13 protein-coding genes are annotated in these 24767 nt (G+C 51.5%); 6 read left to right on the top strand and 7 right to left on the bottom strand.

The window, feature by feature from the left end:
* Positions 1-29 precede the first annotated feature (29 nt).
* The 6 genes from EYB48_RS08895 to dnaE form a co-directional block, all read right to left on the bottom strand.
* Positions 30-2090 carry an ABC transporter substrate-binding protein gene (locus tag EYB48_RS08895; protein ID WP_162019998.1) on the bottom strand — a complete coding sequence of 687 codons (2061 nt, stop codon included), beginning with the start codon at positions 2088-2090 and terminating at the stop codon, positions 30-32.
* A 139-nt stretch (positions 2091-2229) separates the two neighbouring features.
* Positions 2230-2823, bottom strand: coding sequence for a Crp/Fnr family transcriptional regulator (locus EYB48_RS08890; RefSeq protein WP_162019997.1), 594 nt, complete (start codon positions 2821-2823; stop codon positions 2230-2232).
* Complete coding sequence (gene waaF, locus EYB48_RS08885) at positions 2816-3868, bottom strand: lipopolysaccharide heptosyltransferase II (protein WP_162019996.1); 1053 nt, start codon at positions 3866-3868, stop codon at positions 2816-2818. The genes EYB48_RS08890 and waaF overlap by 8 nt, the downstream gene beginning before the upstream one ends.
* A gap of 78 nt (positions 3869-3946) precedes the next feature.
* Positions 3947-5695 (bottom strand): lipid A export permease/ATP-binding protein MsbA, encoded by a 1749-nt coding sequence (msbA, locus tag EYB48_RS08880; RefSeq protein ID WP_162019995.1) that lies wholly within the window; start codon positions 5693-5695, stop codon positions 3947-3949.
* A gap of 204 nt (positions 5696-5899) precedes the next feature.
* Complete coding sequence (locus EYB48_RS08875; RefSeq protein WP_162019994.1) at positions 5900-7204, bottom strand: O-antigen ligase family protein; 1305 nt, start codon at positions 7202-7204, stop codon at positions 5900-5902.
* Positions 7197-10715 carry a DNA polymerase III subunit alpha gene (gene dnaE, locus EYB48_RS08870; RefSeq protein ID WP_162019993.1) on the bottom strand — a complete coding sequence of 1173 codons (3519 nt, stop codon included), beginning with the start codon at positions 10713-10715 and terminating at the stop codon, positions 7197-7199. Before dnaE ends, EYB48_RS08875 begins: the two co-directional genes overlap by 8 nt.
* Before the next feature lie 456 nt (positions 10716-11171).
* Between dnaE and EYB48_RS08865 the strand changes: the two genes are divergently transcribed.
* Positions 11172-12917, top strand: a complete 1746-nt coding sequence (locus tag EYB48_RS08865; RefSeq protein ID WP_162019992.1) for a glutamine--tRNA ligase/YqeY domain fusion protein — start codon at positions 11172-11174, stop codon at positions 12915-12917.
* A 484-nt stretch (positions 12918-13401) separates the two neighbouring features.
* Here EYB48_RS08865 and EYB48_RS08860 read toward each other — a convergent pair whose 3' ends face one another.
* Entirely contained in the window at positions 13402-13638 is a 237-nt protein-coding gene (locus EYB48_RS08860; protein ID WP_162019991.1) for a hypothetical protein, read from the bottom strand.
* A gap of 154 nt (positions 13639-13792) precedes the next feature.
* On the opposite strand from EYB48_RS08860, the gene EYB48_RS08855 reads away from it, so the two are divergent.
* The 5 genes from EYB48_RS08855 to EYB48_RS08835 all read left to right on the top strand — a co-directional run bounded on the left by EYB48_RS08855 (position 13793) and on the right by EYB48_RS08835 (position 24763).
* Positions 13793-17782: an FAD-dependent oxidoreductase gene (locus tag EYB48_RS08855; protein ID WP_162019990.1), complete on the top strand. Its 3990-nt coding sequence runs from the start codon at positions 13793-13795 to the stop codon at positions 17780-17782.
* A 472-nt stretch (positions 17783-18254) separates the two neighbouring features.
* Positions 18255-20411, top strand: coding sequence for a multicopper oxidase family protein (locus tag EYB48_RS08850; RefSeq protein ID WP_162019989.1), 2157 nt, complete (start codon positions 18255-18257; stop codon positions 20409-20411).
* A 118-nt stretch (positions 20412-20529) separates the two neighbouring features.
* The gene (locus tag EYB48_RS08845) at positions 20530-22185 is read left to right on the top strand and encodes a tyrosinase family protein (RefSeq protein ID WP_162019988.1); all 1656 of its coding nucleotides are present in this window, start codon (positions 20530-20532) and stop codon (positions 22183-22185) included.
* 25 nt (positions 22186-22210) lie between these two features.
* Complete coding sequence (locus tag EYB48_RS08840) at positions 22211-22561, top strand: hypothetical protein (protein ID WP_162019987.1); 351 nt, start codon at positions 22211-22213, stop codon at positions 22559-22561.
* Positions 22562-22609: 48 nt separating this feature from the next.
* A complete protein-coding gene (locus EYB48_RS08835) occupies positions 22610-24763 on the top strand; it encodes a LodA/GoxA family CTQ-dependent oxidase (protein WP_162019986.1) in 2154 nt (717 codons plus the stop codon).
* The last annotated feature ends 4 nt before the right edge of the window (positions 24764-24767 follow it).

The raw sequence follows: 24767 nt of genomic DNA, 5'->3' as shown, positions 1-24767 counted from the left end.
CACCATCATCTATGATTTCACCCTACGAATTACTGCCTGGGAGAAGCTGGCATGACGCGGGTTTCAGTATCCGCCAGCAGATAATTATCCTGCATTTCAGTCTCAAAAATGCGGACCGCATTCCTGCCACCAGCTTTGGCATGATACATGGCGATATCGGCGGCACGCGATAAACTACGCTCATCTTCACCATGATGCGGGAACAGTGCAACACCGATACTGGCAGTGATCTCATGCTGTACACCGGAAAACTCAAACGGACGACTGAGCGTTTGGCAGATTTTTGTCGCCAGTTGCTCGGCCACCGTGACCGATCCTATATCCATCATCAGGCCGACAAATTCATCACCGCCGATTCTGCCTATGGTATCGGATTCGCGCAGCAATTCAGACATGCGGCGCGCTGCCTCCTGCAAAATCGCATCGCCAACCGCATGACCGTAATTATCATTGATAGGTTTAAATCTATCCAGATCAATAAACATCAGTGCCAGCTGACTTTGCTGACGACGGGCAAGCGTCAGGCCGTACTGCACCCGTTCAAAAAATAAAACCCGGTTCGGCAAATTGGTCAGGCTGTCGTGATGCGCCATATGCGCCAGCTTTTCATCAGCCCGCTTACGTTCGGTAATATCGCGTTTTACCGCCACAAAATGGGTGGTTTCACCTTGCTGATTACGTACCGGCGCGATCAATGCCTCTTCCCAGTAAATCTGGCCAGACTTGCGGCGGTTAATTAATTCGCCTGACCACAACTTACCCTGATTCAGATTCGCCCACATCGATGCATAGGTCTGCTGGCTGGTCATACCGGATTGCAGCAATTTAGGCGTTTTACCAAAGACCTCTTCCGCACTGTAGCCGGTCTCCTTAGAAAACTGCGGATTCACATATTCGATACGGGTATCCGGCCCGGTAATCAGCACCGATGCCGGGCTGTTTTCGACCGCCATAGATAACAGCGTTAAGCGCACGGATTGCTCTTGCAATTCGTGCATACTAAGCGCCAGGCGGCGATTAACCCGGAAAATGTATAGGGCCAGCATGGCTACCCCGGACGCAATCAGTAAAGTCAGCCCTATCCAGAAATACAGCAAACTATTTTTGTGATCATGCGGATCATCATAAAGAAAACCATCCAGCGCATACCCTTCAGGCAGCATACCCATGCCGGCATAGGTATCGGCGATATGCCGCCATCTTCCCGGATGCATATAGCCAATTGCGAGTAAATCCGTCCTTAACAAAGCCTGCATTTGCTGTGCTTCAAACTGCAAGGCAGCTTTGGCTTGCGGACTGCTCATCCGTTCCGGATAGCTGCGCAAGATCAGCGCGATGATTTCAGCAGGATGCGCCATCGCATATTCCCAACCGCGCAGACTGGCGTCCCGAAAGGCTTGTACACGCTCAGGATGTTGTTTGATTTCCTGTTCTGTGGTGAACAGGTTGTCACCATAAAAGTCTATGCCCACAGAGCGCGGCGTATAGATCTGATAGTCGACTGGAGACTGATTCAGAAAAAATGGTTCATTCGTGACATAAGCTGACATCACATCTACTTTGCCATCGATAAAATCCTGAGTGGAGAAACTATGGTCTACCGTTTTCATGGTCGCATCCTTAATACCGATGCTGCGCAGGTAGGCAACCAGCTCATCAGACTGCGGCTCCAGCATTAAACGCTTACCACTCAAGTCATGCACGGATTGCAGATCCGATTTTTTTCTTGCTATGAGGATTTGGGGCGAATGTTGGAAAATCACGGCCAGCGCGACCACAGGCTTACCCGCTTTTCTGGCCAACAGCAGGCTGCTGGTGCCAACACCAAACTGAGCGCGTCCGCTGACGACTTCATCAAGCACATTCAAGCCTGTAGCCTGCGGACTGACTTCACGCAATTCCACGTCAAGTCCGGCCTGACTATAGTAACCCTGCTGTTGCGCGGCATAATAGCCAGCGAATTGAAACGCGTGCGTCCATTTCAATTGCAAAACCACTTTTTCCAAAGCATGCGCCTCCCCTGTCAGCATCGGGGACAGTTGACTGGCTATGCACAGACAACACAGCAGCACACGAAATTTCAAGCTCATGGCAAATCACCCAGGACCAGTGTGGCCGTGTAAAAAGGTGAAGCAGGGTTCAGGGAAGGTACAAAAACAATTGGAATTTTATAATGATTCTATCTTTCATTGTACAGCAATACCAACAACAATCCTGCGCTAAAGCAGCTCAGCCATGCAGCCGTTTTCGTATCCGGCTCAGCGCCTCAGGCGTCACTCCCAGATAATGGGCAAGATCACGCAATTGTACGCGCGCAGCCACCTCAGGATAGTGCTGCAAAAATGACAGATAGCGCGCATCCGGCGTCATGGTCAGCAATTCGCGTTCACGTTGTTCTTTTCGGACGATATGCGATTCCAGCAAGCCACGAATTGCTTTTTGCCATTCGGGATAAGTCTCTGCCAGCGATTTCAGCAGCGCATAATCGACTTGTTCAATCTGACTATCTTCGATCGCTGTCACAAAAAAATCCGTTTTCAAACCACTGATGAGTACGTTCGGGCAGGCAAAAAAACCCGCTTCTCCGATAAAAGATTTGATCCACTCCTGCCCGTTTTCGGACAGATAAGTCAGTTTAAAAATCCCTTTACTGACCACATACACATAGGGCTGCCATTCACCAGCTGCAAATACCTGCTGGCCTTTATGAATTTTTCTGAGGCTGACCGCCTGTTGCAACTTCGCGGCCGCTGGTAAGGTACAGCCAGCCGCTTGTTCCATCAGACGCAATAGCTGACATTTCTCCTGCACGGCTTCAGTCATGTGCACTCCCTGCCTGCAGTATTTGCTGCAAAGGCTGCCATATCTGAGCCGGTAACAGCTTTTGCATGCAATCCTGATGACCGAGCGGACAGACGCGCTGGCGGCAAGGTGCGCAATCCAGACGCAAAGAGAAGGAATGCGCGACGCTGGAAAATGGCGGCGCATGATCGGGATCCGTCGGGCCATAGATCGCCAGCACAGGCCGGTTAAAGGCTGAAGCGATATGCAGCAAGCCGGAATCATTACTGACCACCGCCGTTGCCGCTGCAATCAGCGCGACCGCCTGATACAGGCTGGTTTTACCTGCCAGTTGTGTCACCTGCGGTGCCAGCGCTGCGATGCTATCGCAGACTTCAACATCTTTGCCGGAACCCAGCAGTACGACTTGGGCTTCCTTGTCGCTTTGCTGTATCTGCTGCGCCAGTGTCGCGAAGTGTTGTTCCGGCCAGCGCTTGGCCGGGCCAAACTCTGCACCGGGTGCCATCACGATTAAGGGTTTACTGGCATCCAGCTTAAGCTCAGCCAATACTGCAGCGATACGCTCTGCATCCAGGGTCAGCTTAGGTTTAGGCAGTTGCGCCGGTAATTCCGGTGCGGGTGGAAAAGCCAGAGCAGCATAAAAAGGCACCATGGGACGCGGCTGCGATTTATCGTCAAGATGCATGCGGTTGATCAGGCCATAGCGGCTTTCACCGCGATAGCCCACGCGCAGCGGTATACCCGCCATCCAGGGGATCAGCGCAAATTTAATCGTGTTAGGTAATACATAGGCGGCGCTGTAGCCACGCGCGCGCAATTGCTGCGCAAAACGCCAGCGCTCTTTCAGTTGCAAAGCCCCATGCTGAAACGGCGTTTGTATGATCTCATTCACCTCTGCCATCGCACGCAAAACCGGCGCAACCCAGGCTGGCGCCAGCACATCGATGATGGCATCGGGCTGCTGCTGTCTGAGTAGCTGCAATAAGGGCTGCGCCATCACGGCATCGCCTATCCAGTTCGGAGCGATCACCAGCAGACGCGGGGCAAGACTGAGTTTCTGTTTCATGCTGCTACATACCGGAGGCGCCTGGCCGCGCTCTGCTTATTGGCCAGGTGCATCCTGATCTCCCATTGATTGATCTTGTCAGGCTGCAAATTGTAAGCGATGCAGGTTGGCATACACAGCTTCTTTTTTCAGTAACTCTGCGTGAGTGCCTACTTCAACGATCTGCCCCTCCACCATCACCGCGATACGGCTCGCGCGTTCTATGGTCGACAGGCGGTGAGCGATCACTAAGGTAGTGCGGCCCTGCATCAGCTCGTCCAGCGCAGCCTGTACGGCACGCTCAGATTCGCTGTCCAGCGCAGACGTGGCTTCATCCAAAATCAGGATAGGCGCATCTTTGTAAATCGCGCGCGCAATCGCCAGACGTTGACGCTGGCCGCCGGACAAGCGCATGCCGTTATCACCGATGCGGGTCTGCAAACCTTCTGGCAATTCCGCTACCACGTCCGTCAGATGCGCGGCCCTGACCGCATTATCGATTCTGGCCTGATCCGGTGCTGTATCGCCGTACGCGATATTGGCGGCGATACTGTCATCAAACAGCACCACATTCTGACTCACCATCGCGATCTGGCTGCGCAGGCTATCGAGTGCGATATCCGACAAGGCGATGCCATCGAGCAGGATACGGCCCTGGGTCGGTGCATAAAAACGCGGCACAAGATTCACCAGCGAAGTTTTACCGCCACCCGACATACCGACCAGCGCAATAGTTTCGCCAGCCTGTACATCCAGATCGATATGCTTCAAGGCTTCCTGCTCTTGCCCTGCATAGCTGAAGCCAACTTGCTCGAAACGCAGCGCGCCCTGGGCACGCTGGGGCAAACGCTGTCCAGCCATGTCTTCACCGGCAGTATCGACCATGCCAAATACCGATTCCGCAGCCGCCATACCGCGCTGCATAGGGCCATTCAAATCAGCCAAGCGTTTCAGCGGAGTCAGCAACATCAGCATCGCCGTAATAAATTCCACAAAATGTCCGACCGTCGTGGTGTCGGCCCTGCTTTGTATCAGCGCGAGTACGATCACGATAGAAATGGCGACCGACGCCAGCAACTGCGTGAGTGGCGTGGTAAATGCAACCGCCACCGTGGTTTTCAACGCGTAGTTACCGAGTTCGCCGTTCTTTTCTTCAAAGCGCTGCTGCTCATACTGTTGCCCACCGAAGATGCGTATCACCTGATGAGCACGGGTACTTTCCTCTATTACCTGGGTCAGTTCACCATTCAAATCCAGCTGCTGCTGGTTCAGACGGCGTAAGCGTTTACTGACTGAACGCACCAGCACAGAAATGCCGGGTATAAGGATCAGCGTGACCAGGGTCAGCTTCCAGTTCAGCCAGATCAGATAAGACATCAGCGCCAGCACGGTGAGTGAGTCGCGGAACAAGGTAGTGATCGAGACCTTGATCATTTCTACGATTTGCTGCGCCTCGAACATAATGGTGTTGATGATGCGGCCGCTGGATTCTTTGTGATAGAAGCCGATCGGTACCTGCATCAGCTTGCGAAAAATCTGGGCACGCAAATCATTGAGCAAATTGATCGCGATACGGCTCATCAGATAACTGGTGATGAAAGTACAGATACCGCGAAACAAAAAAATCCCCATTAATGCGGCAGGCACATACCAAAGCGGAAATTGCTTAACTGGTGCAGAAGCTCGGGAATGAAAGCCATTATCCAACAGATAGCCAAGTGCCTTAGGCAGTGCGACCTCCGTCAGTGCTGTTCCTATCATAGTCAGTAGTGTCAGTAACAGATAGGGCTTGTACTGCCACAGCGCTTGCCACAGGCGGGTAGTGATCGATTTATTGAGTGTTGCCATAATGTGTAAACCCTGAGAAGGCTGCTCATCAGCGTGACCCGGACAGCAAGTGAAGCGCAAAAATATGCTTCACCAATGCGTCACAGGATAGCGCGGGCTGCAGCCTTCCTGAAAAAATAAAAGACGGGGCGCTGCCCCGTCACCTGAATTCTGCTTTTATCTGCGTTCCGGTTTGCTGCTGCGTTTCCACGCTGGCGTTCAGCCTCAGGCTGGTCGCTTCGCACCGGCCAGCAAGACTGCCAACAGTACCAGAAAAGCCATCGCAAACACCCCATCGCGCAGGATCGCATTAAACGCTGCACCGCAAACCATACCAAGCGTCAGCATCGCCAGCGGCATCGCCAGGCTACGCTGATCCGACGCTGCACTGCGGCTGTAGCGCCATGCCAGGCGCGCTTGCTGCGCATAGATCAGCAACAAGGCCAGCATGCCCAGCACACCGGTTTCTGTCAGGTACAGCAGATAGTCGCTATGCGGCGTCGTCATGGTAGAACTCGACAAGCCCTGCGCACGTTCGCGATACAAGGGCATCCAGCTGCCTATGCCGTGGCCGCTCCACGGTGCTTCCGCAATCAAACCTGAGGTCACCCGATACAGCTCAGTACGCATGCCATCATCATCACCAGTACGTCTGCCCTCAGAAAAATCCCGTATCTGCTGCAGAGTACAGACGCCGCGCAAACGCACTTTTTCCCACGGTGCAGCCTGCACCGCATTTACCACACAGCTGGGCGGACGTGGCTGGCTGAGCGCATATTGCCACAGACCAACAGTTGCCAGCAATGGTAAGGCCGCAATCAGCAGGCTGCGCCAATTCCAGCGCAGACGACTCAGCATCATCAATAACAGCATCAGCACCCAGATCACCAGTGCGGTACGGGTTTTGGACAGCAAGAGCATCGCTGCCGTGATAAACAAAAACTGCAGCCATTGCACAGCACTGTTTTTCTCTCTGGCTACCAGTCCGCTTAACAGCCAGGCACTGGCAATCGCCAGCAACATACCGAGCAGGATAGATTTATTGCCGAGGTAGACCACATAACTGCGGAACAAGGTCACGTCGGGCAGCAGATGCAGACTGGAGAGTACAAACAAAAAAGCCGCCAGCGTGGCACCGCCGAAAAACACGTTCAGCGCCCTGCCCTGCCAGGCACCGGCTTGCAAAGTCAGGAAGGGCAACAGAAACAGATAGGTCTGGTAATGCCCAAACGCGGGCCAGAATTCCTGTTGTGCCCCGTCTGGCTTCCCGTGCAGCGCAGCCACCACGGCGGTCACCGCCGATAAGCCCAGGATGGGTAACAGCATGGGGTGCTGACGCAAGCGCTGCCATTTTTGTTGCCAGTTACCTGACACCAGCAGGCTCAGATAAAACAACACCACGCCGGTGTACATCCAGGCCACAGGAAAAAACAGCGTCAGCGGCAGCCACACCGCAACTTGCTCGGGCCAATCGCTGCGCGCTGTCATTGGCGTATTGGTGCTGGCCGTGCTATGGATAGCGTCACGCATAATCAATATTCACGTTCTTAGCCGATAGCCACTCCGCCAGATTGGCGCGCAGCGTGTCATCCGGATTCACGCGCCACTGGTCAGACAGATACAACTCCGCGCTGGCCTGGGTATTCTGGTAATTCACCACCACCGGGCAACCATCAGGATTCAGGTGTGGCTTGAGCAGTTCCTGTAATTTTTTAGTGTCGGTGCTGGCATCCAGATTTAAACGCAAGCCTTGCGAGAACTGCACGCGCGCGCGGCCTATGTCCATCAGCTTTTCTGCCGAGATGCGCATACCGCCTGAAAAACGATCTTCCGATACCTTGCCCAATACCGCTAAAAACTCATCTTCTTTCAGCAGTGATTTAAACTCCTCCATCAGCTCGCTGTAGACCGTGACTTCCACCACCGCAGTGCTGTCATCCAGCGTCACCACCATCAGCTTGCCGCGCTGGGTCATCTGGGTACGTACACCGGTGATGATGCCGCAAATCATACGCAAATCGCGCGAAGGTTCAACTTTGGCGAGTGTGGTCTTGATGAACTGACGGACTTCCGGCGCATAGGAATCAAACAAATGCCCAGACAAATAAAAGCCCAGCGCCAGCTTCTCTTCGGTCAGCCGTTTTTTATCAGTCCAATGCGGCACACTGATGTATTCCGGTGGCGGGATCAGATCATCATCGTCACCAAACAGGCTGACCTGATTGGCGGCCGCATCGGCCTGCTCTGCCGCTTCTATCGCGAGTGTCACGGTAGCCAGTAAGACCGCACGGTCTTTACCCAGACTATCCATAGCACCGGCACGTATCAGCGATTCTATGGTGCGGCGGTTGACCTGGCGTTTATCGACGCGTTTGCAGAAATCGAATAAATCCTTGAATGGTCCGTCGGCCTCACGTGCAGCAACGATGTTTTCAATCGCGTTTTGGCCAGAACCCTTGACTGCGCCCAGACCATAGCGGATCTGAGTCGCTTTTTTACCTGGCTCACCAACTGGCATAAAACGGTAGTCAGACTGATTGATATCCGGCGGCAGCATTTTGAGCTTGCAGATATCCATCGCATCTTCGACCAGGATTTTCACCTTGTCAGTATCATCCATGGCGAGCGACATATTGGCTGCCATGAACGCGGCCGGATGATGGGCTTTCAGATAAGCGGTGTGGTAAGACAGCAGCGCGTAGGCGGCCGCATGGGATTTATTGAAGCCGTAACCCGCGAATTTTTCCATCAAATCGAAAATCTCGTCGGCTTTTTGCTCAGACAAACCGCCCTTGGCCGCACCTTCACGGAAAATCTTACGGTGCTCCGCCATTTCCTCGGCTTTTTTCTTACCCATGGCACGACGCAGTAAGTCAGCGCCACCCAATGAGTAACCACCAACCACCTGCGCCATCTGCATCACCTGCTCCTGATACACCATGATGCCGTAAGTTTCAGACAAAATGCCTTCGGTACGCGGATCGGGATAATCAAATTTTTCGCCGTGCTTACGTTTGCAGAAGTCGGGTATCAGATCCATAGGACCCGGACGGTACAAAGCCACCAGCGCGATAATGTCTTCAAAGCGGTCTGGCCGCGCATCTTTCAGCATGCCCTGCATGCCGCGGCTTTCCAGCTGGAACACGGCTACGGTTTTTGCCTTGGTCAGTAAGTCATAAGAAGCACGGTCATCCAGCGGCAGCTTGGCCAGATCAAAGTCTTGCAGCGCCGGGTCCAGCATTTTGATGTAACGCACCGCACGGTCCAGAATGGTCAGCGTAGTCAGACCCAAAAAGTCGAACTTGACCAGACCGACTGCTTCCACGTCGTCTTTATCATATTGCGAGACCACACCGGAATCGCCGCCCTGGGTGTACAGCGGACAAAAATCGGTCAGCTTGCCCGGTGCGATCAACACCCCCCCCGCATGCATACCGATGTTACGGGTGATGCCTTCTACCTGCTGTGCCAGATCGAGCAGGGTTTTGACCTCTTCCTCGTTTTCCTGACGCTCAGCCAGCAAAGGTTCTTCGACGATCGCCTCAGCGATGGTGACTTGTTTTCCCGGTTTGAAAGGAATCAGCTTAGACACGCCATCGCAGAACATGTAGCCAAAATCCAGCACCCGCCCGACGTCACGGATTGCGCCTTTGGCCGCCATGGTACCGAAGGTCGCAATCTGCGAAACCGCGTCTTTACCATAGCGGTCTTTCACGTACTGAATCACGCGGTCACGGCCTTCCTGACAGAAATCGATATCGAAGTCGGGCATGGAAACGCGTTCAGGATTCAGGAAACGTTCGAACAGCAGGTTGTATTGCAGCGGATCGAGGTCGGTAATCAACAGCGAATACGCCACCAGCGAGCCCGCGCCGGAACCACGGCCTGGCCCCACCGGTACGCCATTATTTTTGGCCCACTGAATAAAGTCTGCCACGATCAGGAAGTAACCGGGGAAACCCATCTTGATGATGGTATCGGTTTCGAACTTGAGGCGGGCTTCATAGCGTGGCCGCTCTTTTTCGCGCTTTTCTTCGTTAGTGAACAAATGCTGCAGACGGAATTCCAGCCCGCGCTGTGCTTCAAACACCAGGAAATCATTCAGGCTCATGCCATCCGGCGTTGGGAAATCCGGCAGCTTAGGCTTACCCAGTTCCAGCGTCAGATTGCAGCGTTTGGCGATCTCTACCGAATTTTTCAATGCCACCGGCAAATCAGCAAACAAGACCTGCATCTCTTGCTGGGTTTTAAAGCATTGCTGATCATTGAAGCGGCGCACCCGGCGGCCATTGGCAAGCATATCGCCTTCCGCGATACAGACCCGCGCCTCATGCGCAGTGAAATCATCTTTGCTCAGGAACTGCACCGGATGGGTTGCCACCACCGGCAGACGCAAACGGCCCGCCAATGCGACCGCAGCGCGCACATGGTTGTCCATATTCGGCTGACCAGCCCGTTGTATCTCGATATAAAAGTGGCGCGGGAAGATGCTTTCCCACTGAAGTGCCAATTGCTCGGCCAGCGCGATATTGCCATTGTCAATCGCAGTACCGACATCACCAAAATGCGCGCCGGACAAGGCGATCAGGTTGCCACCGGCACCGCTGTCCTGTAATTGCTTCAGCCATTCTATGCGCAGCTCGGCGCGACCACGATGCTGATTGGTGAGCCAGGCTGTCGCCAGCAATTCACACAACTGCAAATAGCCTTGACGGTTTTTTACCAGCAGCAGCATGCGGGTAGGCTTATCGCGGTCATTGTCATTTGTGATCCAGACATCGCAACCGGCGACAGGCTTCATGCCCTTGCCACGTGCGGCCTTATAAAACTTCACCATACCAAATAAATTGGCCAGGTCGGTCACCGCCAGCGCAGGCTGCTTATCCTTAGCCGCCGCCTTGATCACATCGTCGATGCGCACCAGACCATCCACGATAGAATATTCTGAGTGGACACGTAAGTGCACAAATTGGGGATCACGCGGGCCGCTGGCCTCAGACGTCACTGTCTGGTCGGGAGAAATTATCAATTCTGTAGTCATCCCGCTATTCTACCGCGCCAAGCTGCAGTTACAGTAGTCCGGCGCAGATTTCGGCCAGCTTTCCTGAACATTCTCCAGCATGCGCAGTAACAGGCTGCGACCGACTTATTGTTAGGGCGGCACGGATAAGCTGAAACTTAGCTTTTCAATAAAATGATGTGCACTCAGTGCTGTGACTAGCCTGCCAGACGCGGCTTTACTGCGCTTTTCCCCGCCAGAAGCGCAAACAAACGCACTTTCTGTGCTGCGCTACGGTAAAATACTTGACATCCCACTATGGATGCACACGCCTCGCAGCGCTGGCCAAATGGCCGAGGCGCAGCCTGTGTGTGCCTCCATGTATATATGGGCGCGGCAAAACAGTTTGCTGTCAGCCCTTAAAAAAATCACCGTATTAAATTAAATTTTTGATATTTAATACATAAATAATCACGTATCGTCCTGAATGGCCAGACTATGAGCAACGACAACAAAAATAAAGCAGCGGCAGCCGAAGCCGCACCGGTATCTAACTTTTTACGCGCCATCATCGATAACGACCAGGCCGCAGGTACTTATCAGCGCGATGGCATGCCCAGCGTGATCACGCGCTTCCCGCCTGAGCCTAATGGTTATCTGCATATCGGCCACGCTAAATCGATCTGCCTGAACTTTGGTCTGGCACGCGACTACGATGGCCGCTGCCATCTGCGTTTTGATGACACCAATCCGGAAAAAGAAGACCAGGAATACGTAGACTCCATCATGGACAGCGTGAAATGGCTGGGCTTTGACTGGCAGGAATCCGCAGCCAAAGGCGGCGGTAATCACCTGTATTTCGCGAGCGATTATTTCGACAAATTCTATGCCATCGCTGAACACCTGATAAGCACTGGCCACGCCTATGTAGACAGCCAGTCGGCTGAAGACATGGCAGCCAATCGCGGTGACTTTTCCAAGCCGGGTGTGAATTCACCTTTCCGTGAGCGCAGCGCCGCTGAATCGCTGGACCTGTTCCGTCGTATGAAAGCCGGTGAATTCAAAGACGGCGAGCACATCCTGCGTGCCAAAATCGACATGGCTTCGCCGAACATGAATATGCGCGATCCGGCCATCTACCGTATCCGCCATGCGCATCATCACCGCACCGGTGACGCCTGGTGCATCTACCCGATGTACGATTACGCGCATCCGCTGGAAGACGCGATAGAAAATATCTCGCACTCTATCTGCACCCTGGAATTCCAGGATCACCGTCCTTTCTACGACTGGATTATCGAACGCGCCGCAGAAGGCGGTTTTGTACAACGTCCGGTACCGCGTCAGTATGAATTCGCGCGTCTGAACCTGACCTATGTCGTGACCAGTAAGCGTAAATTGCGCAAGCTGGTCGAAGACGGCATCGTCAGCGGCTGGGATGATCCGCGCATGCCTACCGTGGTCGGTATCCGTCGCCGTGGCTATACACCGGAATCTATCCAGGCCTTCTGCGAACGCATAGGCGTGACCCGCTCCGACGGCTGGATCGATTACAGCACGCTGGAAGGCTGCCTGCGCGAAGATCTCGACCCGAAAGCGGCACGCGCCACCGCCGTACTGCGTCCACTGAAACTGATCATCGATAACTTCCCTGAAGCTCAGAACATCGCCTGCAGCGCACCGGTACACCCGCATCATCCGGAACGCGGCAACCGCGAATTCACCATCGGTAAAGAACTGTGGATAGAACAGGAAGACTTCATGGAAGAGCCGGTCAAAGGCTATTTCCGTCTGTTCCCCGGCAATAAAGTCCGTCTGCGTTATGGCTATGTGGTCGAATGCACAGGCTGCGACAAAGATGAAAACGGCAACGTGATCGCGGTACATTGCAACTACTTCGCCGACAGTAAATCCGGCACCGAAGGCAGCGCCAACTACAAAGTCAAAGGCAATATCCACTGGGTCAACGCAGCCGATGCAATGGAAGTGGAAGTACGCCTGTACGACCGCCTGTTCACCGACGCCAACCCGGACGCAGGCGGCAAGGACTTCATGACCCTGCTCAACCCGGCCTCCCTGGAAACCATACGCGCCTACGTCGAACCCGGCTTACACAACATCGCCCCCGACACCCGCCTGCAATTCGAACGCCACGGCTATTTCGTGACCGACCGCGTTGACAGCAGCGTCGGCAAACCGGTGTTTAACCGGATTACGACTTTGAAGGATTCGTTTGGGAAGTAAGTTGTTTTAATCTGAGAGACAGGGCTAATTGCCCTTTCTCTCCATCTTCGACACTCAAAGTGCAAGCAACACGCCCACGTAAAAACTCAGGTCTATAGCTGACTGAGTCTTTGCAGAAAATAGGCGTCATCCCTGCGCAGGCAGGGATCCAGTGTCTTTGTTTTTTTCGTGCTAATCGCCTCAATTCAACGACGCTGGATTCCCGCCTGCGCGGGAATGACGATTTTTTCTCCATCTTCATTGAGCAGCGTTGCGGCAAGGCTGACGTCACATCTGCCACTTGCACAGCCTGTGCAGATTTCATGAGCGGCTTCGCTCTGATCAATATCGCGAACGCGCCAGCGCAGCGGTCAAAAAAGAATTAAGCATCGCGCTACTTTGCATACTGTGCGTGATATGTACGCATCCGGCATACGCGCATTTCCGTATTTCCTGGCTGGGCTCACTTGTCTTCAAGCCCATTATTGACACGTCATCGTCCAAGTTACATGTTGGTGTCATGTAAAAAAATCAGGTGCAAGATACCACTGGTGTTGACATGAGCATGCCCGCCGCCTGAGTCAGGAACAATTGCGGCTGAGTGCTTCACTCCCTTCCCCACACAAAAAACGATGGCATGTAATTTGCTGACAGCAAGTTTGTGCTGATCTGTCACTTCATTTGGATTCACTGCGCTAAGCAGGTGTACTGCCACAGACAGCGCGCTTGTCAGGCCGCTCATCGCAACAAGGTCAGCGCAAGGTTACTTTCTCATTGTTTTTCTGTTGTTTAGCTAACAGGCCCTAAAGCTGTAGTGCCATTGTCTTACCCCGATTTTGCCTTACCAAGCACGAGTATTCTTCTATTTTCCTGAAACACTCAATCTGGATGACATCATGAGCTATCTCTCTTTTAAAGCGACTGCCGCGGCAGCGCCCGCTACAGCCGGAACTTTACGTGGCGCATTCTCACAATGGTTATTGACGAACCACGGTGCGAATTACCGACTCAGCTTACAGCAACAACGATCGCGCAAACAGGCGCAGCGCTTTAAAGCGGAGATGGAATCGAGTACGCATGACAATCCCAGTCATATTCCTATGGTGGGTATCGTTGGCGGTGGTTTCGCTGGTTTGTTTTCCGGATTAATTCTGCAATCGCTGGGCATAGAGTGCGAAGTGTTTGAAAGTTCGGAACGGGTAGGCGGTCGCATACGCACCTGGTATTCGACGAATTATCACAGCGATGAGCGCAATCAACAGGGTTTGTATGGCGAAATTGGTGGCATGCGTCTGCCACAGTTTTCTGCTGATATGCTGCCGGTTCAACAATTAGCCCTGGCGGTCAATACCGTGTTAGCCCGCAACGGCCGGGAACATGAGCAAGTCAACTGGCGCAAATTTTATTACAGCTCGCCCGAGCAAAGACTGCGCTTCAATAATATGCCGGCGGCGATTACCAATACGCCAGAATATGCCTTGAATGATCTCAATTTTGGTCGGCGCAACGGCGGTGATATACCTGACTTCTGGGTCACGCCACAACAAGATGCCAACGGTGGCGCTTATTTGCCAGTGAATATGGTGCTGGACCAGGTGAATGGCCCATTCCTGAAGGCATTTGACCAATCGTTCGCCAACGGTTTCGAACTCTTGATGCAGTTTGATCAGTATTCGATGTGGGATTACCTCACCACGCAATTCAAACTGGGTGATATGGGTGAGTACTACAACCCTGCGATGGGCCCTAAGAACGCCTTACTGCCGTGGTCTGTCGCGAGCTATCTTGAAACCACCAATGTCGGCAGCGGTATGTATGCGGTCTCCTTCGTCGAAATGGTAATCGCCGTGTATGACTGGGGTGGCAGTAAAGATCCGTATCGCCCAAATGACCCTGGCGTATATATGCTAACGGTAGATAAAGGCATGCAGCATTTTCCTGATGCCTGTCGTGCGGTTTTGGATTTGGAAAAAGGCGTGCGGCCCAAAGATGGTGTGATCGCACAAATCCAGGTTGGTATGCTGCCGTCACCAGACACCGGCACCTATATTTACAACCCACCCAATCTCACCGATGATGCGCGCCCCTTACCACCAACGGTGTCAGCCAATTCAGCATCAGCATCGACACCCAAAGCCGACACCCAGGCAGAACGTTCGCGTGAAAAACGCCGTGTCCATTTAAAACATAAAGCCATAGAACTCAAACACGATCGCAGTTTGTTCGATGGTCATGGTGGCATGCGCCTGAAGTTGCAGCATCATGACGAACATGGTCATGAAAAACTGGTCGATAAGGTTTATCCCTATGTCATCACCACACTGCCTATGGGCGCTTATCTCAATGGTGCGGATAAACTGAATTTACTCAACGATGTTTCATTCTCGAAAGCGCAAGCTATCCGTGAATGTAATTACATGTCGTCGTTCAAAGCCTTCCTGACTTTTAAAACGCAGTTCTGGACTAAAGTAGGCGAACGCCAGGAAGGCGGTTATGGCGCAGCCACCACCGACAGACCGAATCGCCAGATCATTTATCCTTCTTATGGCTACGACAGCAAACCCGGTGTGTTACAAGTCTATTGCTGGGCTGGTGATGCACGTAAGCTGGGCGCATTAGGCGATAAAGAACGGATAGAGGAATGCCTCAAGGGCATACAATATCTGTATCCGGATGTCGATATTTACCAGGAATTTGCCGGATACCACGATGGTAAAACCACTAAGACCTGGTTCTGGGACGAACATGCCGGTGGCGGCGCATTTGCGCTGTTTAATCCAGGCCAGTTCAATAATTTGTACCCGACCCTGCTGACGCCGGAATTTGATGGCTGCTTAAATTTTGCGGGTGAATGCTGCTCGGTGCATCATGGCTGGATAGTTGGCGCACTTGATTCTGCCTACAACGCCGTGCTCAATATTTTGCAACAGGCTGGTGCGACAAAAAAAATTCAACAAATGCGCGCAACCTGGGGCAGCTTTACTTCACCCGATGTAGAAGGCGACCCGGCCATGGCGAATCAATTGAGCTATGCGTATCTTTACAATCAAACTGATCGCGAAGCGGCTGCAATTCCTGCCAATGCCAGCGCCAGTATTTACGGTGACTCCACGTATGTGTTCGATGGTAATGTGCCCGCCTTTATCGCCGATTACAGCAAAGTGCCGCAAGCGATGAAAGCTGTTGAGCAAGACAAGCAGGTACTGCAGATGCTCAATAATCAGTGGAATGACAATGTCGCACAGCGTGCCAAATTGCCCCCGGTTGAAGTGGACATGAGCAACGCAGTCGCGATGCTGGAATCGATTTACTACGGTAATAATTTCCAAACCATACCCGCCCCCGCGTATTGGTTAAAAGACGATGATGAGTTTGCCCGTCAGCAGTTAGCAGGCTTTATGCCCAACTTACTCAGCAGCGTGAATCAAAGTCAGTTAAAAGATTTGTTAGCGTCCGCAGGCCTGGCCGGGCATAGCAAATTAAGCCAGTCAGATATTCGTTATGTCGCTGACTATCGCCAGTACTTACAAGCCTGTACTGTGATTCCAAGTGGCTATTATTTAGCGCAACCCATCGTCTTCTTCACGGTCAGTGCGCAAAACGAATTACTGCCGGTTGCTATTCAATTAGAGCAGGACGGTGAAGTGTTCACACCAGATATGGCGAATGCGGAAAACGCCTGGTTACTCGCAAAAATGCAAACCAATTGCGCCGGACAGACCTTGCATGATGTGGGCTTCCATCAGTTGTTGACGCATCAGATAGGCGCGATGGTATCCATCGCCTTGTTCTCGGAAGAGGTGTTCAATCCAGCCACCGAGCCACGCAGCACGACGCCATTTCAACAGCATCCTGTTTTTAAATTACTGAGCCCACACCTGAGCAAAACGGTGGAATTCCAGCAGACGATTTACGACAGCAGCTACCATCCTTATGCCCAGAGTTTTCCAAATAGCCGCGAGGTGAATGGCAAGGCCGGCGTCTACAACATCGGCTTCATTTACGACTTAATTTTTTCTTGCGGCCGGATTGGTAACTACCAATTGCAGGACAAGATGTACAACGACGATGGCAAGTTCCGTTTCCTCGATTTGGCGATTCCTAAAGATACACAAAAACGCGGTGTCACCAATACGCCCTTCTCTTACCCCTATGTACATGATGCGACTTTGTGGTACGAGGCCATGCAAAGCTTTATCAGTCAGTTCGTCGATACCTGTTACCCGAATGGCGATAGCGATGTCGCGCACGATGTGCAATTACAGCGCTTCTTCAACAAATTGATACCCGCATTTAATTATGTGGATGGCGTCGAACAGGCACAACGTTTCCCAGCCAGCGTGACCACGGCGGCGCTGTTGAAAGAAGTGTTAACCATGTTTGTCTGGCAGTTCTCAGTGCAGCATACTGTGATCAACGACGGTGCTTATAATCAGGCCGCCTTTGTGCCAAACGCCTCAACACTGATGTATGCACCACCGGCAGATACACCATCCAGCCAGTGGACACCTGCCGACATACTGGCCTGCCTGCCATCACAAACGCAGACCTATCCCGACGTCGGTGGCATGAATTTTCTGGACATCCAGCTCAACGCTTCCGTCACCGGTCAGGGGCCTTACCCTGAAACCGTGTTTGGACGTGGCGTACTGGAGCCGTCGATTGACTACCTGCAGGACACCTATAGCTTTACCGACCCTGCCTTACGTACGGTGGCAGATCAGTACTACCAGGACGTACGCAAAATCGCACAAGCCATACAGCTGCGTCAGGCTAAAGACATCGCTAACTATTTTACTTTGCATCCGCATAGCGATGCTGTGCCTGCGACGGTGTTGTTTGACTTGATTACACCGGTCAATGTCATGAACACGATACAGACCTAGTCAGTACGTGTGTTGGGGCGGCCATCAGGCTGGTGTCGCAATCTGATCGAGGCACTAGCCTGTTCGCCCCAACTTATGTCCCCTGCGCCAATGGCAAAAGCGCAGGATCGCGGACTTGTCGGGATTGAGACAAATTTCTGCAACACATTGCCACAATAAAATTAATTGCCTTAATGGAATTGTGCTATCGTTGCCTTTGTGAAATGTAAATTTAATAATTTATACCATTAATAGGACTTACGCAAAATTGTCCCGGCAAGGCCTGGCGACGCAGGCAGTACGCAGTGTACGACAAGGAGCCATAACGCAGCTGGGGCGGTTTTGCGTAAGTCCCAATGAAAAAAACTGAAGTAAAGCAGCACGAATGAATGCTTCAAGCGGAAAGCAGCACTGGTGTAAGGCAAGGAGCCATAACGCCGCTGGAGCAGTTTTGCGTAAGTCCTCAATCATTATTAACGAAGGATAGCCAGTGATGTCACACCAAACTAAATGCCCGCATCGCCACTCCATGCTTTGGCTCGCCGCGATGAGCCTGTGCAGCTCTACCGCCTTTGCCTACGATGCGACAAGCGCTAACGCCTTGGCTAAGCTTAACCAACGTGTGTTACAAGTGCCGCCATTGCTGACGCCAAATGCCTTTCCTGCGAATCACACGCCTGGCCCCAGAGATCAGTTTGAGAAGTCCTACGATCTGTTTATTCGCTATACCGACGGTAGCATTTACAACCCGGTGACAGGCACAGCGGATAAAGTCAGACTGCGCGCTTATCAGCAAAGAAAAGATAAATCATGGGATGCCAATACACTCGGTGCCGCACGCTTTCAGGCTCCCACAGTGATGATGGTGCCTGGTCAAACAGTACGTTTTAAGTTGCATAACCAATTGCCTGAGCAGGTTGAGAAACTCTCTGCACACACGGATCAAACCGAAATTCAGTGTGCGCCCACGGAATTGAATGCGCCTGCCAGCCCTGGCTGTTTTAATATCACCAATCTGCATTCGCACGGCTTGTGGATTTCGCCCAGCGGGAATAGCGATAATGTATTGCTGTCCATTGAGCCTAATGTCAGTTTTGAGTATGAATACAATGTTCCTGTCGATCACCCGGCAGGAACGTTTTGGTACCATCCACATGTGCACGGCACGACTGCGATGCAAGTAGCCAGTGGCATGACGGGCGCATTAATCGTCAAGGGCGAACGCTACCCTAACCCGGCAAAAAATGGTGATCTGGATACCTTGCTCAAAAAATTCGAACCTAAAATAGGCGGCAGCAGTGCTGAAGTGATGATGCTGCAGCAAGTGCCGTATGCCTGTTTCAAAAACACGCCGGGCAAGCCCTATTCCAGCTATCACAGTGTGTACGATAAAGATGGTAAAGAAATTGGCCCTTGGTCGTGTGCTGAGGGTGAAGTCGGCATGGTGGAGAATTTTGATCAGGTAGAAAAACCTGACAGTTGGCGTGCTTCAGGGCGCTACACCATGATCAATGGCCAGGTACACCCTAAAATTGTAATGGCCCACAACACCGTACATCGCTGGCGTCTGATTGATGCGGGCTTTCAGGATACGGTGAAATTGCGTATCAAACAGGTCAGCAAGCCTGAGGAAGTTGAAGCCTTATTGAGTGGAAAAAAATCGATAGAAGACGTATGCAATGGCAGCGATGTGTGGCAATTTGAGGTCGCCAGCGATGGCTTGACGCATGCCAAAGCGATTTCAAAAATCACGAATTATCTGCAACCCGGTTATCGCAGCGATATTCTCTTTGCACTTCCGAATGCAGGTCAATATTGCGTCTACGATGACAAGGCAAGTGCTGCGCTGAATAGTGATCAGGCCAAAAATGCGCGCTTGCTGGCTGTGATTGATGCAGGCAAATCAGGACAAACTTCTGCTAACACCACGCGGGTAAGTGATGAAGCCAGCCAAACGCAATTCATGACTCAGCAATTGTTAGTCGCCGCGAATGCCCAACCTGCCCTTGTGCGCGAAAAAATCAAAGCAGATTTAAAGAACGGCTTACAGCTCAATAAATTTGTTCCACATAAGAGCTTTACGCCTGAAACACTGGCAAAACTGAATAATCAGACGAAAGAATACGTTACCTTTGATATCGCTACAGTCAGCGACAAAACCCGTTTTATGGTTGAAGGGAAATTCAATCCCAACCTGCAACCTAGTCTTGAATATACCTATAAGCCAGAGCGTATTGACCATACGCTGATTTTGGGAACTGAACAGATTTGGACACTCAGATCCAAAGTAGGCAGTCATCCCTTCCATATTCACGTCAACCCTTTTCAAATTATTGGAATCAAATGGGTAGGCAAAGACCCGGAAGATAAAACCTCAGACTTCTATCAGCAGTACCGGAATCTGGTCGGTACGTGGAAAGATACCTTGTTAGTTGCACCAAACTACGAGATCGAGGTGGCAACCCGCTATCAACGCTACATCGGTGAATACGTCTTACATTGCCATATCCTCGAACATGAAGATCAGGGCATGATGCAAAACGTTAAGGTTGTTGTGCCAAACAGCAAAGGTGGTGCGTCTTCTGGCGCCCATGGTGGACATGGTGGACATGGCGCTCCGGCTAAGCAGAATGAGCACGCAGGGCACTGAGTCACATTAAATCACGCACTTATGCAAACGAAAAACCTCTGCCTCATCACCTGCTCAGGTGTTTGAGCAGAGGTTTTTTTTCGCTCAATGACGAAGTGCATACCAAGGGAATCTACCAATGAAACACTCGCTCTGTCGATTGCTGGGAGCCGTCATCTGCCTGGGCTTTAGCGGTCAGCTTACCTTCGCACAAAAAGCGGATCTGCCTGCGCAAAAAACTATTCTCCCATTTACAGAAAACGTAAATCAGCAAGTCAGGTATAGAAAGAACATCGATGACTTAAGTCCCGCAGAGCTCGCAGCCTATGAACATGCGGTCAAAATGATGAAGCAAAAAAGCGAGCAAAATGTATTTGATCGCACAGGTTTTCTGTGGCAGGCATGGGTACACAATTGTGCGGCGACAGATGTGTTCGATCAACGCACAGCCTCACTGTCTGCGGAAAAACTGACCAAGTTATTGGGCAATTCCAATCTCGATAGCTGCAATGTGCGCAATTTCCTCTATGTCCCCAACACTACCAGGATGCACACTGAACATCCTGGTGAATGCGAGCATAGAAAAAACACCTTCTTACAGTGGCATCGTGCAGAACTGTATTTTTATGAACTCGCCTTGCAAGCGGCAGATCCTGAAGGGTTGTTCGGTCCTAGCACCAGGAATGTCACTCTGCCGTACTGGAATTTCACAAAAAAACCAAGTGGTGTGCGCTACCCCAAAGCATTTGAAAACAGCAATTCGCCACTGTATGACTCAACCCGAACGCGTGAGCCATTGCTACAAAGTTTACCGCAAACCTCGCCCTATTTAATGGCGTACCAGATTTACTATTTAGACTGGAATGCTTTTGGTGGTGGTGAACTTGGACAAAGCTTAGGCGGAAAATTAGAAACCCAGATTCACAACAAAATGCATCTTGGCTATGTGAATGGCAACATGGGCAATAACACGAGCGCTGGCCTGGATCCTATTTTTTATGTCTTTCATAATTTCCTTGATTACAGTCTGGACAAATGGATGCAGGAACACGGCACACAGCAATTGGGAGAGAGTAATCGCAGCACCTATTTACGCGGCGAGCAAGATGATAGCTTGCGTAAACCTCCGGGTTTTAATACTGGCAGCGGAGCTGAGAAACGCACAGATTCGGGGGCCTATACCGAAAATATGGGGCCGGCCGGTATTTACTTAAACACGATTAAGCTGGGCTATGGCTTTCAATCACAAAATGCCGATGAATTTATACGCAGAGATGAGATTCAGGCATTGATAGATGGACATGCGCAAGCTGGTTATGTTTTTGGCGACAATCAGATCAGTCTGTTCTCTGCCCTGTTAAGCCATAGTACCAGCGAAGCTGCCGCTAATCCGCAGCTTACGCGTACGGGCATCTACACGATACCAGACACGATAATCACCAGTCCAAACCTGGCGAACGTCACATTTTCACGATCCGATCAGTCCAGAGATTACAGCTTTCAAGCCGATGTTTATCTGTATCCGGGCGATATGGAAGTAGCCATCGCTAGCAAAGAATTTCGCGACCGCTATTTGATTGCCAGCACCGCTTACTGGGCCTTGAATGGCCATCACATGCATGACAGTGTTCAATTCGAAGAAGAGGTCACAGGCATCATTAATAGTCTGGTGAGTAAAAAACACGGCCAGGAATGGAAGGTGACTGTTGCAATCAGCGGTAACTCCACTGCGCCTATTGATGAAAAAGATTTCAGTGTGCCAAAGATAGTTCCTGGATTAAAAGGCGCGAAATAGTCACCAGCATGACGGGGTAAAAAAAATGAAAAAACTCAGCTTTAAAGACGATATCAAATGCCTGTTCTCAAAATATGCGACAGCAATGAGCGGAGTAAAACTGGCCTCTGAAAGTGGCACGAAAATACTGCAACTCGGCGATTATGAGAGCGTGAAATTTTTTTATTACCAGATACAAGTGGCGATTCATGGTTATGACTACGACAGGAAGAATAGTAAGTGGGTGGTGAAACCTGAAGAACGTCTGCCTGTCAGGGGTGGCCAGCAGGGTGAATTCGTTAAAGAGGTGGCGCATCCTATGCCGCCCGCTGGCAAACTGCCTCAGGAGGCGATTAATCTTTATGACCAATGGGTCAGAGAAGGCATGCACCCCTGACTCACCATCAACAGAAATCAGGCCGCATCTACACATCAGGAGCCCAAGATGGCAACAAGGAATTTACGCATCCATCCCGTTATCGGTATCGCCCGCGTGGGCAACAGTGAGGAATATTATCTGGGCCCCGAAAGCATGGCAGGGATAGATATTCCGGGTCAAACGATGAAAGGTGGTTTGCCCATCAAACCCGGAACTGAACACAGCACGATCATGAGCAGTGACTTGCGCGATGCCAGCGGCAAGCTAAAGCGTCAGGCTGCGCGCTTCAGAATCTATCAATATGATTTTCCAGAACAGCACAGTATTGAAACTTACCCTAATGGTGGCGGCCATGAAATTCAGATAGGCAGTAAGGTCGATGGGAAGCGCGTCAAAGATATCGTGTGGACGGTCCACCTGGCGAATAAAAAAGCCAACAGCTGGTTAGGTGACCAGGGGATTAGCCCGTTCGAGCAGGGTAAGCTTCCCCAATTACGCAATGCCACATTCGCAAACAAAACCGACCCTGCTGATCCCTTACGGCTCAAAAAGCTGGTGATCGATGCCGGGCCACGCGCCTTGTTTGCGGCGAGCGGTGCTGACATCCATTTCGACACGCAGACGCTGCCCTGCTATGGTCAGGCGAGTAGCGGAGAAATTATCCGTCTGCCTGACTACCCGACCTCATTTCCAGCCAGCGGAAACGCACAAACCGAACCGGATAGGTATAGCCGCAGAATACAAACTCTGGGCGCCTTGCGTTCTGAAAGCAATGGACGCCTGCTGGTCTTGGGTGGCTATGGTTTGGCCTGTGGTTTCGACGAAGAAGGCAATTACACAGCAACTGCGAGTCTGAATCAAAACGTCAATAATGACCATTGGCTGGACGATACAGCCGATGGCCCAGTGACTGCCTTTTTACTGTTTGAAGATGGCAGCACACGCGCAGTGGATGGCAGCGCCTGGGTGATTTCTACTGATCCTGCCTATGCACCACAAACCACGAACGTCGTCACCTTGTGGGACGAGTTGTACACCACCTGGTTAGAAAAATTTGCCTTGCAACCCGCTGTATATAGTGATCAACAATATCAAACGGGTTTTAAACCCAATTATGTACAGGATGTATTCCCTGTTTTGCGCGCAGCGTCATTACAGAAATGGAATGTCAGCTTGCCGGAAAACGCAGTGTATATGCATGATTTTCTGTGGGATATGCCTGCAGATGGCTTGAATTTTCCTATCATGAACTATATTCGCGATCCGAATAATTCCGATAGTTCGCAACTGGGTTCGCCGCTGATGCCGCTTTCTCTGGGTGATGAAGGAAAAAGCTTTTTAAGCCTGACCACCAGTCAATACTTTTTTATGTCGCAGTGGGCTAATGATATTTATCAGCGCCCTGGCGATACACCATCAGCGTCCCTGGGACCAGGTGAACTCCTTGATAAAACCATTCTGTTCAATTGCCTGGGCGGACGATTTGGACCCGGAATAGAAATGGGGTTTATTGTTCGCGACCCGCATCTCTATCAGGCAAATTGGTCTGCACCTGGCAGCGCGGGGCCATTTCGCATCAATATGGACGTGCTGGATTACAGCAAAGCGAATAAGAACAGCCCATTCTTAGGTGTCGGTTATACACCGCTACGCGATACACCTGTACAACCGGGAGATTTTTGTAAATTCATGGCACTGCCTTGGCATACCGATTACAACTCATGTGCAACTCACCTTCCTGCCCCCAATCCCGGCGGTGAATTGTCGAATCAAAATATCGACACAATCACAAATTTGTATCCGACCCAGCGCAACACCTTTACCTACGCCTCCTGGCCAGCACAAAGGCCGGTGGCGGTCTATACCTATCGCGATGTGGTTGCAAACGGTGGTGAGATTACTGATGATGCGAGCGTACAGCGTTTTTCTGTACGCGGCTCAGGTACCAAGGCGGAGCAGATTGCAGACGGAAAATTTGATCGCGCAGCGATGAATGTCGGACGTTATCAGGACCGTAAGGAATTCTTATTAAACTGGAGCCGGATCGGCATCATCATGCAAAGCCCAGCCATTGTGCAAGAGGCAGGCGATCCCAAGCTGAAATCTGAGAATTATTTTTTAGAAGTCAGTAGCCAATTCGATAGCGATGAGAGCAATCTGGTTGAATATTGGCCCAATACGGTGATCGACAAACTCTATCCGCCTGCACCTGAAAAGTAAAACA

Source organism: Cognatundibacterium crateris, from assembly GCF_010078235.1.
Taxonomy (GTDB): Bacteria; Pseudomonadota; Gammaproteobacteria; order Burkholderiales; family Burkholderiaceae_D; genus Undibacterium; species Undibacterium crateris.
Note: the sequence above shows the minus strand (reverse complement) of the source record. Positions and strands in the feature narration are given on the sequence as shown.

Bases quoted from the DNA above. Each gene is read 5' to 3' on its own strand.
- EYB48_RS08895 (WP_162019998.1), bottom strand. From the start codon at position 2,090: ATGAGCTTGAAATTTCGTGTGCTGCTGTGTTGTCTGTGCATAGCCAGT.
- EYB48_RS08890 (WP_162019997.1), bottom strand. From the start codon at position 2,823: ATGACTGAAGCCGTGCAGGAGAAATGTCAGCTATTGCGTCTGATGGAA.
- waaF (WP_162019996.1), bottom strand. From the start codon at position 3,868: ATGAAACAGAAACTCAGTCTTGCCCCGCGTCTGCTGGTGATCGCTCCG.
- msbA (WP_162019995.1), bottom strand. From the start codon at position 5,695: ATGGCAACACTCAATAAATCGATCACTACCCGCCTGTGGCAAGCGCTG.
- EYB48_RS08875 (WP_162019994.1), bottom strand. From the start codon at position 7,204: ATGCGTGACGCTATCCATAGCACGGCCAGCACCAATACGCCAATGACA.
- dnaE (WP_162019993.1), bottom strand. From the start codon at position 10,715: ATGACTACAGAATTGATAATTTCTCCCGACCAGACAGTGACGTCTGAG.
- EYB48_RS08865 (WP_162019992.1), top strand. From the start codon at position 11,172: ATGAGCAACGACAACAAAAATAAAGCAGCGGCAGCCGAAGCCGCACCG.
- EYB48_RS08860 (WP_162019991.1), bottom strand. From the start codon at position 13,638: ATGAGCGGCCTGACAAGCGCGCTGTCTGTGGCAGTACACCTGCTTAGC.
- EYB48_RS08855 (WP_162019990.1), top strand. From the start codon at position 13,793: ATGAGCTATCTCTCTTTTAAAGCGACTGCCGCGGCAGCGCCCGCTACA.
- EYB48_RS08850 (WP_162019989.1), top strand. From the start codon at position 18,255: ATGTCACACCAAACTAAATGCCCGCATCGCCACTCCATGCTTTGGCTC.
- EYB48_RS08845 (WP_162019988.1), top strand. From the start codon at position 20,530: ATGAAACACTCGCTCTGTCGATTGCTGGGAGCCGTCATCTGCCTGGGC.
- EYB48_RS08840 (WP_162019987.1), top strand. From the start codon at position 22,211: ATGAAAAAACTCAGCTTTAAAGACGATATCAAATGCCTGTTCTCAAAA.
- EYB48_RS08835 (WP_162019986.1), top strand. From the start codon at position 22,610: ATGGCAACAAGGAATTTACGCATCCATCCCGTTATCGGTATCGCCCGC.